Source organism: Nonomuraea sp. NPDC003560 (assembly GCF_042878785.1).
In the GTDB taxonomy this organism is placed as follows: Bacteria; Actinomycetota; Actinomycetes; order Streptosporangiales; family Streptosporangiaceae; genus Nonomuraea.
In genome coordinates, this window is record NZ_JBIAOF010000008.1 from 110,352 (window position 1) to 123,295 (window position 12,944).

Genomic DNA, 12,944 nt, shown 5'->3' on the forward strand with positions numbered 1-12,944 from the left:
ATCGTGACTGAACCTATCGGATAATCTACGATAGTTGAGATGATGAGCATAACAGCCTCTCCCCTGTTCCGCGAGAGGCCGGCGACCCGGGTGATCGCAGTCGAGGCGCTCAGCACGGTGCCGTTCATCTCGACCGCCGTGCTGTACGGCTCGCCGGCCGGCCCTGACGCGTTCGAATGGGCGCAGCTGGCGGGGCTCGTGATGGTCGTCGCGCTCCATGTCACCGCGCTGCGCGCCTGGCGCCTGGCGATCGTCGGCGGCCTGCGCCCGGCGGCGGCGTCCGGCCACCGGCTCAAGGACGAGCGCCGGCTGCGCCTGCTGGTGCTCGGCCTGCCGATCGTGGTCGCGGCGCTGCTGCCGATCCCGGCCGCCTGGCGCTCCTTCTGGTTCTGGTTCACCCTGTTCAGCGCGGCCACGGGCGCGGTCTCGGCCGTCCGGTTGCTCGTCATGCTGCTCGGACGCCCCGGACGCCCCGGACGCCCGGACGCCTGGCCGCTGGGCCGCGCGCGGAGCTAGATCCAGCCCGCATTCTCGGGCCTCCAGACCCGCCTGGAAGCGAGTTACGGCGTTCAGGTCGCGCACGACGCGTGGATGCGGCGCTGCACGGTGCGCCCGAACAACGCCGTCGGCCACCCTGACGGCAGAGCACGCGCGTCCGGATGGGAGGCGAAGGGCCCGGGCGTTGACTTTGTCGCAAGGTATGACGCACGATGTTGCTACAAAGCTTGCGACAAAAGGAGGAGGCATGACGAACGCTTCCATGTCCGAGGCCGGACCGCCGTCGGCCGACGTCCGCTCCGCCGAGGCCTGGCTGCGGAGGCACGGCCTGGGCGACGGCCCGCCGACGCCATTGCTGGCCACGCGCCTGGCGGTGCGGCGGCGGGTGCGGCTGCTGGGCAGCGTCCTTCTGGCCGTGCTGATCATCGCGGCCTCCCTGGCGCAGGTCGCCGCCCTGCCAGGAGCCTCCGGCGGGTCCGGGCCGAATCGGCTGGCGCCGATGCCGGCGCTGAGCGGGTCGATCGTCGCGCTGCTGCTGACCCAGGCCCTGCTGGACGCCTGGGTGCGGCGCGTCGACCGGCGTGCCGGGGCCGCACTGCCGCGACGGGTGACCCATCCGGTGCGGCTCGGCTGGGCCGCCCTGCTCGGACGGCCCTACGCCGTCATGGCGGGCGCCACCTTCGCCTGCGCGTTCGCGCTGGGGGTGAGCGCGCTGGTCGTCACCGAGGGCACCGCCCGGCATGCCGCCGTCGTGCTGCTGGTCGCCGTGACCGGAGTCGCCCTCGGCGCCGTCCTGCAGCTGCGCGAGATGCTGGCCCGGCCCGTCGTGGCCGAGGACGAGGTCTCACTGACGGCCGACGTCGTCATGCGGATCGAGGACGCGCGCGAGAGCTCCGCGCCGCCTGTGTTGTGGACGCTGCCGGTGGTGCTGTTGTCCGGGTTCGCGCCCGGGTGGTGGAGCGCCGCCTCGGTGGGTTTCCTGGTGCTGGGGGTGCTCGCCCTGGTCGCCGTCCATGTCAGGACGCCGTCGTACGCGGCCACGGCGCGGCGCGCGGTGGGCCTGCGATGATCGTCATCGATGCGGGCTCGCCGGTCCCGCCGTTCGAGCAGTTGCGGGCCCAGCTCGCCCGGCAGATCCAGGACCGTACGCTGGCCGTGGGCGCCCGGCTGCCGACCATCCGCCATCTGGCGGCCGACCTCGGCCTGGCCGTCAACACGGTCGGCCGGGCGTACCGGGAGCTGGAGGAGGCGGGGCTGATCGAGACGCGCGGGCGGGCGGGCTCGTTCGTGTCGGCCGCCGGTGAGGAAGGCCGGGAACGGGCCCGCCGGGCCGCCGCCGACTACGCCGCCGTGATCGCCAGCGTCGGCCTCGACGCGGCCGAAGCGCTCCGCATCGTGCAGGCGGCCCTGACGTCCGGCGCGGTGGCACCTGCCTCGCCATGACCACAACCCGGCCGCGGGGTCACGTCACCAGGCACTGCGGTCGGCGGCCGCAGGGGGCCGCCGACAACGCGAGCGCTGCGCGGAGGACTGGGCCAGAATGGCGCTGAGCAGCATCATCGGCAAGAACGGGATGCCCACCGCCAGCGCCGACGGATCGGCTTGCGGGCCTGTCTCGAAGTCCCGGCGGATCAGATCTTGTGGCAGGATCGCGGGATGCTGCGACTCACCGACTTCATCATCGACTGCCCGGATGCGATGAAACTGGCGGCCTTCTACTCCGCGGTGACGGGTCGCCCGATCAGGGAGGGCAGCCACGAGAACTGGGCCGGCATCCGGTTCGGCGAGATCGAGCTGGCCTTCTACCCGGTGGAGGACTACCGCGCCCCGCAGTGGCCCGACGGCGAGCACCCCAAGCAGTTCCACCTCGACTTCGAAGTGGACGACATCGAGGCCGAACAGAGCCGCGTCCTGGCCCTCGGCGCGTCCCTGCAGCAGGACTTCATCGGCCCCAACGGCTACGGGTGGCGGGTCTACACCGACCCCGTCGGCCACCCCTTCTGTCTCTGCCGCAACAAGGGTGTCGTGTGGACCGACGAGGGCCCTGTCTGGCCCGAGCGCGCCTGATGGTGCTTCGTCAGGTCTGTCGGTGGCTGTTGCGGCGTGACGGTTTGAGCCTCTGACGGCAGGTGGGGGATCGGGGAACTGTCGGCGACAGTTCCCCGTAGCTGCGTCGAGCCGAGTGTGACCGGCTTGTCCGGCATGCGTACCCGCAGGTCGCGGGCCGGCGCGCGCCGGTCGGGCGCTGCGGCGCTTGCCGGGGTGCCACCGGGCATCCCGCCCGTGGTGAAGTCCCACCACACGCCCGGCACCTCGTGGGCGACGACGGTGTCGGCCGTGGCCGTGCCGCCGTCGTAGCCGAGGGTGTAGATCAGGCGCTGGTCGTCGTCGGTGATGAACGCCGTCACCGGCCACGACTGCCCCGGCGCGCCGCCCGCCAGATGGGTGACGCCGCCCCGGTAGCTGCGCAGGCTGCGCACGGAGTCGTCGTCGGTGTACTCGTAGGCCAGCGCGGTGCCCTTCTGGCTGAGGAACAGCGCCTTGCCGTGACCGTTGGCGTCCTCGGGGACCAGGCAGTTGCCCGCGCCCGGCGTGGCGCCGCCGATCCTGGCGACCATCAGGCACGAGGTCTGGGACGGATGCGCGGTGAACCGCAGGGCCACCACCTGCCCGTCGCCGGAGATGATCGGGTCGCCGACGTCGGTGCCCGGGAAGATCTCCGTCGTGCCGCCGGCGGTGGCGTCGTACAGCCAGGTGCGGTACTTCTGGGCGGTGGCGTCGTAGGTGGACCAGGTCACCCGGTTGCCGTCGCCGGACAGGATGCCCTCGCCCGTCGAGGTCGGGCAGTCGCCGTCGGTCTGGGAGTCGCACGAGGTCAGCTTCTGCGCCGCGCCGCCCTTGACCTGCCGGTAGAGGTTCCACCGGGAGGTGGCCGAGTTCACGTCCAGCTTCTTCCAGTAGACGACCGCGTGCCCGTCGTCGCTGACGGCGGAGACGTAGCCGTACTCCTCCAGCGTCCAGGAGGTCCTGGCGGCGATGTCGTGCACGACCGACCTCGGGGTCAGCACGCCGGTCCACTCCAGCGAGGTGAAGGCGACCACGTTGCCGTACCGGCTGGCCAGCGGGCCGCCGACGAAACCGGTGACCGGGGTGACGCCGTCGGCGCCCATCGACACCACCTGCGTGCCGCCGCCCTGCGTGTCCTTGCGCAGGATGAACGGCGCCGTGCTGGAGGGCGCGCGCCGGTCGTCCGGCATGAGGTTGCTGCGCGCCTTGGTCATGAAGAAGATGTAGCGGCCGTCGCCGGAGGCCGCGGCGCCGGTGGCGCCGCCGGCCGTGCCGGAGGAGTCGGGCCGGCCCTGCGTCTCGGTGCTGCCCGCGAGGTCGGCGCCGAGTGTGGAGGGCGGGCCGAAGAAGATCACGTCCGTCGGTGTCAGCTTCAGCGGCGCTGACGGCTCGCCGCTGCCCTGGGCGTTCTGCGCGATCACGGTGACGCTGTACGTCACCCCGGGCGTGAGCCCCTGGACGAGCTGGTGCGTCGCGTCGCCGCCGTAGGCGTACGCACGCGCGGTCTGGCTGCCGTCCTCGGCCGTCGCGGTCACCACGTAGCCGGAGATGTCGCTCGTGCCGGTGTCGGCCGGCGGCGACCAGCTCACGGTGGCCCCGCGCAGCGTCGGCGCGGTGTAGGTGTCGAGCTTGGGCGGGCCTGGTGTGCCGTACTGCGCGCCGACCTCGACTCCGCCGCGGGCCTGCAGCTGCGGATGCCCGCCGGTCGCCGGGCTGGTCACCTCGACCTCGGCCAAGCCCTCCTGCGAGGAGTTGAACAGGCCGTCCGCGGTGAGCGTGCCGGGGCCGCTGATCAGCTTCCACTGGGTGACGACGTCGTCGGGGTAGCCGGAGACGGTGACCTTGAACTGGTAGTTCTGGCCCGGTCCCACCTTGCCGCGCTGGGGGGTGACCTTGATGCCCTGGAACGCGCCCGGAGCGTGGGTGACCGTCCAGAACGAGCTGATGATGTCGTCCTTGCGCCAGACCGAGTAGTCCTTGCCGATCGCCCCCAGGTCGATGGCGGCCCCGAGCCGGGCCAGCACCCGCAGTTCCCACCACGGGTTCTGCGTGGTGTCGGCCTTGAGCTGCGCGCCCGGCACGTCCACCACCAGGGCGGGGCCCACCACGCCGTACAGCAGGAGCTCGACGTCGGTGGAGATGGCGGTGGTGACCGTGCCGTCGCCGTAGGCCCCGACGCCGCCGTCGCTGTAGAAGCCGGGGCCGCCGTCGTTCGGGGTGCAGGACGTGCCGCTCTTGCTGGTGTGGCAGCGCGTGCCGAACTGCTTGTCCCAGTGGACGGCGAAGCTCAGCCCGACCGAGGCGGACGCCTCGACCGACAGCGCGACCGAGAAGCGCACGCACACCACGACCGGCACCTTGCCCACCATGAACGAGAAGCACGGCCCGTTGACGTGCCCGAGGTGCGCCCGCTTCTCGAACTCGAACCCGAGGCCCTGCTTCACCCGCACCTCGGAGCTGATCTTCGTGGTGTTGCTGATGTCCACGCCGCGGCCGGCGGAGTCGGTGCTGGCGCCCATCTTGGTGTCCTGGTCGATCACCGCCCAGCCCTCGACCTTCGTGACCGAGCGGCCCTTCTGCTTGAACGACTCCTCGAACTCGATGACCAGGTTCCCGTCCCGCAGGCCGATCCGCGGCCCGGCCGCCCGGTTACTGGTGTTCTCGACGGGTTTGACGAGCCGCGCCCCCGGCACCGACGGCACGAACTCCACCTGGTCGCCGGTGTCCACGCGGCCGTCGGTGGCGAAGTTGGCGTCGGTGAAGGCGTCGCTCAGCGAGGCGGCCGTGGTCCAGACGACGAACCGCCCGTTCTGCAGCGCGGTGCCGGACACCTTGCCGAAGAACCCTTCGGGGGTGCGTCCGGTCTGGCCGATGACGAGCAGCGTGCCCGCGGTGAGCCCGGTGACCTCGGCCGGCGGGTTCTCGAACTCCAGGGCCCGCCCCCGTACGGCCCGCAACGTGGCCGCCGCCTGCGGGGACAGCACCCGCGGCTCGCTCTTGACCGTGAGCTTCGGCGTGATCGCCTCGGTCGGGGCGCTGGCCGTGCCGGTGCCCGCGGCGTTGGTGGCGCGCACGGTGAAGGTGTAGGCCGTGGCCGGGTCCAGTCCCGAGATCGTGGCGGTGGTGGCGGTGACCGTCGCGGTCTTTCCGCCGGGGCTGGCCGTCACCGTGTAGCCGGTGACGGGGCCGGTGCCGACGTCGGCGGGCGCGTCCCAGGAGACCTGGACGCTGCCGGAGGCCGGGAGCCCGGCCCGCAGGTGCGTCGGCGCGCCGGGCGGCCGGCTGGCCGCCGGGGTGACCGCCGCCGCGGTGCTCGGCGCGCTCGCGCCCACCGCGTTCCTGGCGACGACCGAGACCGTGTACGCGGTGCCGTTGGCCAGCCCGGTCACCGAGGTGACCGTCGTGTCGGGCGGAGTGTCGACGGTCCGGCCGCCGGGCTGGACGGTCACCGTGTACCCGATGATCGGCGAGCCGCCGTCCACCGCGGGCGCCCACTGCACGTCCACGCGCTGGTCGAGGGGGGTCACCAGCAGCGCGGGCGGGGACATGGGCACCTCGGCGGGCGCCGGGCGCACCGCGTCCGAGGGCGGCGACGGGTCTCCCGCGCCCGCCGCGCCGAGCGCGGTGACGGTGAAGGAGTAGTCGGTGCCGTTGGTCAGGCCGGTGACCGTGGCCTCCGTGGCCGTCGTGTTCACGGTGGCGCCGCCGGGGGCCGCCGTCACGACGTAGCCGGTCACGCCCGCGGCGCCGGTCTCGGGCGGGGCCCAGGTGACACGCACCGCGCCGTCCCTGCCGTACACGCCGGTGACGAACGGGCGGCCGGGCCTGCCCGGGACGCCGGGCGTGACCGGGTCGCCGGGCGCGGAGGCGTCGGACACCCCGTTCGCGTTGGCGGCCGTGACGGTGAAGGTGTACGCGGTGCCGTTGGTCAGGCCGGTGACCGTGGCCTGTAACTGGTCGCCGGCGACGGTCGCGGTCGCGCCGCCGGGGGCGGCCGTCACGACGTACCCGGTGATCGCCGAGCCGCCGTCGGAGGCGGGCGCGCGCCAGGTGACCTTGGCCGTACGGTCGCCCGGCGTCGCGGACACCCCGAGCGGCGGCGAGGGACGGGTGACCGCCCCGGCCGGCGTCACCGGCGCGGACGCCGCCGACTTGGCCGAACCGCCCACCGCGTTGGCGGCGGTCACGGTGAAGGTGTACGCGGTGCCGTTGGTCAGGCCGGTGACCGTGGCCGTCAACAGGTCGCCGGAGACCGTGGCGGTCCTGCCGCCGGGGCCGGCGGTGACCGTGTACCCGGTGATCGGCGCGCCGCCGTCCGCGGGACGCTGCCAGGAGACGGTCGCCGACGTGTCACCCGCCGTCGCGGAGACTCCGGCCGGGGCGGACGGCACGGACGCCGACCTGTAGTAGTCGAAGGTGTCGACGGTCACGCTGACGCTCGCGGTGCCGGTGTTCAGGATCACGAACGTGCCGCCGGTGCCCACCTTGACCGGCACCAGGCTCGACCAGAAGTCGTTCGGCTGGTACGCGATCGAGCCGCCGCCCGGGATGCTCGCCTGGCCCGTGGGGTGGACGCGCAGCAGGCCGTTCGCCGTGCCCTTGGCGGTGATGTTCACGCCGACCGCGCTCACCCCGGAGGCCGGCACGCCGCCCTTGCCCAGCGGGGCGACCGTGTACGAGGCGCCCGCCGCCACCGTCACGGAGGTGAGGGTCCGTGACGGGGCGACGGGCGCCAAGATCGAGGAGGCGACCGTGGCGGCGGGCGTCGCGAAGTAGCCCGCCACGTCGGCGTACACCGTCAGCGCGGCGGCCCCGTTGTTGTTGACGGCGATCTTGCCGTCCGCCCCGAGGGCGGCGATGACCAGGTTCGACTGGAAGTAGGAGGGCCGGTAGTCGATGTTCGACCCGACGGGCAGCGTGCCGCCGGACGGGTAGGCGATCATCTTGCCGGACCCGGTGCTCTTCACCGCGAACGTCAGCGCCACGTACGCCACCCCGGAGGCCGGCACGCCGCCCACCCCCGCCACCGCGAACGTGGCGGTCGAGTTGGCCGCGACGGTCTGGTTGCCGATGACCCGGCCGGTGTCCAGCGGCACGTACCGGGCTCCCGCCGTGGCGGCGGCCGTCGCGGTGTAGTACCCGTGCACGTCGGCGTAGACGCTGACGGCGGCCGTGCCGGTGTTCTTGACCTTGAGCGCGCCGTCCGGGCCGAGCTTGACCGTCACGAGCTGGTCGTCCCACACGCCGGACCGGTAGCGGGTGCCCGTCACCGCGGGTGCCGCGGCCAGGTCGGAGGGGAAGACGATGAGGCCGCCCGCCGCGCTCGCGCCCTTGGCCGCGAAGTTCACCGCGACGCTCGCGACCCCGCTCGCGGGCACCGCGCCCACGCCCGCCACCTTGACCGTGGTGGTGGCCCCCGCCGCGATCGACACGTTGCTCAGCACCCGGGCCCGGACCCCGTAGAACTGGCCCGGTCCCGGCTGGACCGACGCGGCGGCGGCCGGGGGCGCCCCCGTCACCACGAGGATCCCGGAGAAGACCAGGATGAGCGCTGACAACCATCGCACGACCACACCGGCCTCCTCGCTGAGGATCACTCCGTGTTGCGCGGCTGACGCTACCAACGGCCCTGAACTCGTGAAATACGGCAAAAAATAGAGATTTTTCGTCTATCAACCGCCGTACGGCGGTTCGTCCGCCTGCAACTTCGGCGGTAGCCGGCGTCCCCCTTCGGGGGGCGTCCGGGGGCGCCTCCTGCCGGAGGCCGGTCGGCAGGCGGCGCGTCCGGACTTATTCTCCGTAGTGGAGGTCGGGCTCTCTCGGTGACTCCAGCGCCTCTGCCGTCAGGTAATAAATGTCGCGATGTTGATGGATGAGATCGCCGTCTTCCATGGTGCAGGCGATGCCGAAGGGCTGCTCGGGCGATCTGTCCACGTCTTTCCCCAGCACCTCGTCCACTTCCAGAAACCACGTGATGCCCGCGATCGGCACCCCGGCAGGGAAGGGGCGTCGCGACCAGCACGATCACCGCGGCTTCCCCCACCGCGACCCCGAACGGGACCGTCACCAGGACAGCGTTCGATTGTGCGTCCGTCGGCTCGGCGATTTCTCAATGCCGTCTCCATGACTACCCTCGAAGATCATGCTGATTCGGTTGCTTGGGCCGGTGGAACTGGAACGCGAGGCACGGATCCGCCAGGTACGGCCTCCGCAGGTCGCGCTCGCACTGGCCGCCCTGGCGTGGGAGGTGGGCCGGGTCGTCCCCGTCGAGGCGCTGCAGGAGAGGATCTGGGGCGAGCAGGTGCCCGACGGCGCCAGGAGGACCCTCTACACGATCATCACGCAGCTCCGCCACGACGTGCTGGGCGACGACGGTGACGTGCTGCGCCGGCTCGGCGGCTACCGGCTCGACGTGGAGGAGACGGCGGTGGATCTCGTCCGGTTCCGCGGCCTGGCCGAGCGGGCGGCGTCCGTCCCGGAGCCGGAGGCGCCGCTGGGCGAGGCGCTCGGGCTGTGGCGCGGCGAGCCGCTCATGGGGCTGCCGGGCGAGTGGGCGGAGCGGGCGCGCCGCGCCCTTCGTGACGAGCACAAGGAGGTCCGCCTGCGCTGGGCGCGCGCCGTGACCCGCGCCGATCCGGGAGCGGCGGTGGCGGCGCTGTCGCCGCTGGCCGAGGAGTACCCGCTGGACGAGCCGGTGGCGGCAGCGCTGATCGAGGCGCTGCACGAGTGGGGCAGGACCGCCGAGGCGCTGACCCGCTTCGCGGACGTGCGCGCCCTCCTGGCCGAGGAGCTGGGCGTCGATCCGGGGCCCGAGCTGCACCGCGTCCACCAGCGGATGCTCCATCCCGATCGGGGCGCCCGCGCCGCCGAGCCCGTGGCGCCCGCCCAGCTCCCGCTCGACCTCGGCTGCTTCGTCGGCCGGGCCGCCGAGCTGGAGCGGCTGGACGGCGAGCGGGCCCCCGTCCGCGTGATCCACGGCCCTCCGGGGGTGGGCAAGTCGTCGCTGGCCCTGCGCTGGGCGCACCTGCGCCGGGAGCGCTACCCCGACGGCCAGCTGCACGCGGACCTCGACGCGAGTGACGCCGCCGCGGTGCTCCCCCGCTTCCTCGGCTCCCTCGGCGTGCCGGAGGGACGGGTGCCCGCGAGCCTCGACGCGCAGATCGGGCTGTTCCGCAGCCTGCTGTCCGGCCGCCGGGTGCTGGTCGTCCTGGACGACGCCCGCGACGCGGCCCAGGTGCGTCCCCTGCTGGCCGGCGCGCCGGGCTGCCTGACGCTGATCACCACCCGCTCCGACCTGTCCGGCCTGTCGGTGACCGCGGGCGCGTCGCTGCTGCGCCTGGACGTCCTGCCGGACGGCGACGCCCGCGGGCTGCTGTCGGCGCGGCTGGGCGCGGCACGCCTGTCGGCCGAGCCCGAGGCCGCCGCGCGGATCGTGCGCCGATGCGGCCACCTGCCGCTGGCGCTGGCGATCGTCGCGGCGCGCCTGTCCCGCAGGACGGAGCTGTCGCTGGCCGATGCCGCCGCCGATCTGGCGCGTCCGGGGCTGGAGCCGTTCGTCCACGCCGATCCGGCCATCGACCTGCGTCAGGTGCTCGGGCGTTCCTACCACGACCTGCCGGAACCGGCCGCCCGTCTCTTCCGGCTGCTCGGCCGCGAATCGGGCGTGCACCTGCCGCTCGCGGCGGTGGCGAGCCTGGCCGGGCTGCCGGTCGACCGCGCGCGGGAGACGGTCGACCGGCTCGACCACGCCAACCTGGTGGAGCTGCGCGCGGAAGGCCGCGTACGCCTGCACGACCTGCTCCGGGTCTACGCGGCCGAGCAGGGCCGCGCGACCGACGACCAGGAGGTGCGCCGGGCGGCGACGCACCGCCTCCTCGACCACTACGTGCACACCGCCCTGGCCGCGAGCGAGGTCTGCTATCCCCACCGGGAGCGGCTGCGTCCGCCACCGCCGGTCGCGGGCGTCGTGGTGCAGCGCTTCGCCGGCGGGGCGCAGGCGCTGCGCTGGTTCGCCGCGGAGTCGCTGCCCCTGCCCGCGCTGCTCGCCGAGGCTACCGGCGCCGGGCTGGACCGGCACGCCTGGCAGCTCGCCTGGGCGTTCACGGAGTTCATGCAGCGGCGCGGCCCGTGGGCCGAGATCCTCGGCGTCCAGGCGGTGGCGTTGTCGGCGGCCGAGCGCATCGACGAGGGGCTGGCCGCGGCGCGCTGCCACAACGCCATGGCCCGCGCCCACGTCAAGCTGGGACATGACCGGGAGGCGGTGGCGCACTACGAGCGGGCGCTGGAGCTGCACCGCCGGTTCACCGAGCCGGTCCTTGAGGCGCACGTCCACCTGGGGCTGACCGTCCCGCTGAGCCGGATCGGGCCGGGGCGGGAGCTGGGGCACGCCGTACGGGCGATGGAGCTGTTCAGGCAGGGCGGCGACGTCGTCGGCGAGGCGCGGGCGCTGAACAACGCGGGCTGGTGGCGCGCCCAGCGCGGCGAGTACGAGCAGGCGCTGGCCGACTGCCGCCGGGCGCAGCGCCTGCTGGCCGGCTTCGGATACCCGCAGGGCGAGGGGCACGCCTGGGACAGCGTCGCCTACGTCCTGGACGCCATGGGCCAGCACGCCGAGGCGGTGGCCTGCTACGAACGCGCCGCGGAGTTGCTGCGGAGCTGCGACGACCTGTATCCCGCGGCGGAGACGCTGGTCAGGCTGGGCGAGACGCACGCGCTGGCCGGTGAGGCCGAGGCGGCGCTCGACGCGTGGAAACGCGCGGCGGAGTGGTTCGACCAGCTCGGCGACGCCCGCGCGGAGCAGGTCAGGGAGCAGGCCAGAGCGTTGAGGAAGCGCTGAGACTTCGCTGAGACGGGCGGCGCACGCCGGCGTGCGGGCGGCGCCGCGGCGCGCTCCCACGACTCGCGCCGGGCGGGCTACCTGAGCGCCGACCGGCTGCTCGGCGTGGTCCTGCGCGAGATCCGCCGGCCGCCCGCCGGTGCCGGCCGCGCGGCGGCGGCGGCGTGGGCGCGGGCGGCGTCCTCGTCGCCGAGGCGGCGGTGTGTTCACCGGCCTGCGGCTCAGCGCGGTCCGGGCGCCGCGGGCTGTTCCGGGCGGCGTCCCCATGCCGAGATCAGCGGCGCGAGGGTGAGGTCGAGCTCGCCGGCCTCGACGGCGGCCAGGTGCGCGTCGATCTCGGCGTCGTCGGCCAGCCCGGCGGCGAGCAACTCGGCGCGGACCATGCGCACCGTCGCGGCCTCCAGCCGGTCGCAGGCCACCCCGCCGACCGGGAAGCAGCCGGCCGCCGCGACGTCGACCAGGCCGGCCGCGCGCAACGCCCGCGGCAGCGTCCGGCCGAAGCGCAGGTCGGCGCCACGGCGGGTCAGCAACTCCCGGACGGCGCGCCGCAGCCGGTTGGCGCGCCGCTGTGCCGGGCCGGCCTCGTCGAGGCAGGCCAGCGGCTGCAGCTCGGTGTCGGCATCCTCGATCAACAGCCGGCCGCCGGGGCGCAGCGCCGCCACCATCGTCGCCAGCGCCCGGGCACGGTCGGGCACGTGGACCAGCACGAGCCGGGCGTGCACCAGGTCGAACGTGCCCGGCTGCGGCGGCGGGTCCGCGACGACGTCGTGCCGGAGCACCTCGTACCCGGCGTGCGGGTCCAGCCAGGTGGGGTTGATGTCCGTGGCCAGCACGTGACCGGTCGGCCCGACGGCCGTGGCGAGCGCCTCGGGGATGCTGGGGCCTCCCGCGCCGACTTCCCAGCAACGCCAGCCCGCCTGCACGCCGAGCCGGTCGAGGTGCCCCCGCGTGACGCCGTCGAACAGCTCGGCCAGCCAGGTGAACCGCTCGCCCGCCTCCACCCGGGCGTTGTCGAGCAGGTAGCGGTGATCCGGGGCGGACCCGGGGCCGGCGAAGGGCTGCGATGAACTCATGCGTACATCTTCACGATCTTCCGCGTGCCGTGTCAGCATGACAGGCGATTCAGCCGCCGAGTGAGGCCAGGGCCCGGCGGGTGACGTCGGCCGGGGCCGCGGCGATGACGTCGTCGAGCGCGTCCATGGAGGTCTGGAGGTCGCTGATGGCCTGGGCGATGCGGGCGCGCTCCTGGTGGAGGTCGGCGACCAGGTCAGAGCAGGTGGGGACGAGGCGGTCGCCGGCGTCCCGCAGGCACGGCAGGACCGTCATGATCGTCGAGGTGTTCAGGCCGGCGGCCAGCAGGCTGCGGATGCGGCGGACGACGGCGACGTCCTCCTCGGCGTATTCCCGGTAGCCGCTGGGGCGCCGCTGCGGGTGGAGCAGCCCCTGTTCCCCGTAGTAGCGCAGCAGGTGCACGGCCACGCCGGTCCGCCGGGACAGCTCACCGATGCGCACGACGACCTCCTGATGGCGGGCCGGTCATCAC

Annotated in this window: 9 protein-coding genes; 5 read left to right on the plus strand and 4 right to left on the minus strand. The window is 73.8% G+C overall.

Annotation, left to right across the window (positions count from 1 at the left end; genetic code table 11):
* The first annotated feature begins 39 nt into the window (after positions 1-39).
* The 4 genes from ACFYUV_RS29345 to ACFYUV_RS29360 all read left to right on the plus strand — a co-directional run bounded on the left by ACFYUV_RS29345 (position 40) and on the right by ACFYUV_RS29360 (position 2,565).
* Positions 40-516: a hypothetical protein gene (locus tag ACFYUV_RS29345; protein WP_387673473.1), complete on the plus strand. Its 477-nt coding sequence runs from the start codon at positions 40-42 to the stop codon at positions 514-516.
* A gap of 229 nt (positions 517-745) precedes the next feature.
* A complete protein-coding gene (locus ACFYUV_RS29350) occupies positions 746-1,567 on the plus strand; it encodes a hypothetical protein (protein WP_387673476.1) in 822 nt (273 codons plus the stop codon).
* Positions 1,564-1,941 (plus strand): GntR family transcriptional regulator, encoded by a 378-nt coding sequence (locus tag ACFYUV_RS29355; protein WP_387673479.1) that lies wholly within the window; start codon positions 1,564-1,566, stop codon positions 1,939-1,941. The genes ACFYUV_RS29350 and ACFYUV_RS29355 overlap by 4 nt, the downstream gene beginning before the upstream one ends.
* A gap of 213 nt (positions 1,942-2,154) precedes the next feature.
* A complete protein-coding gene (locus ACFYUV_RS29360; RefSeq protein ID WP_387673482.1) occupies positions 2,155-2,565 on the plus strand; it encodes a VOC family protein in 411 nt (136 codons plus the stop codon).
* On the opposite strand, the gene ACFYUV_RS29365 is transcribed toward ACFYUV_RS29360, so the two are convergent.
* Together ACFYUV_RS29365 and ACFYUV_RS29370 are read right to left on the minus strand one after the other, a co-directional pair.
* Positions 2,472-8,132 (minus strand): fibronectin type III domain-containing protein, encoded by a 5,661-nt coding sequence (locus ACFYUV_RS29365; protein ID WP_387673485.1) that lies wholly within the window; start codon positions 8,130-8,132, stop codon positions 2,472-2,474. The two genes, ACFYUV_RS29360 and ACFYUV_RS29365, sit on opposite strands and share 94 nt — an antisense overlap.
* 223 nt (positions 8,133-8,355) lie before the next feature.
* Entirely contained in the window at positions 8,356-8,556 is a 201-nt protein-coding gene (locus tag ACFYUV_RS29370; protein WP_387673488.1) for a hypothetical protein, read from the minus strand.
* 151 nt (positions 8,557-8,707) lie between these two features.
* Here ACFYUV_RS29370 and ACFYUV_RS29375 point away from each other — a divergent pair, with 151 nt between their 5' ends.
* Complete coding sequence (locus tag ACFYUV_RS29375; RefSeq protein ID WP_387673490.1) at positions 8,708-11,401, plus strand: BTAD domain-containing putative transcriptional regulator; 2,694 nt, start codon at positions 8,708-8,710, stop codon at positions 11,399-11,401.
* Positions 11,402-11,622: 221 nt separating this feature from the next.
* Here the strand turns inward: ACFYUV_RS29375 and ACFYUV_RS29380 are convergent, their stop codons facing one another.
* The gene (locus ACFYUV_RS29380; protein WP_387673493.1) at positions 11,623-12,474 is read right to left on the minus strand and encodes a methyltransferase; all 852 of its coding nucleotides are present in this window, start codon (positions 12,472-12,474) and stop codon (positions 11,623-11,625) included.
* Between the two features lie 49 nt (positions 12,475-12,523).
* Positions 12,524-12,913, minus strand: coding sequence for a MerR family transcriptional regulator (locus ACFYUV_RS29385; RefSeq protein ID WP_387673496.1), 390 nt, complete (start codon positions 12,911-12,913; stop codon positions 12,524-12,526).
* Between the last annotated feature and the right edge of the window lie 31 nt (positions 12,914-12,944).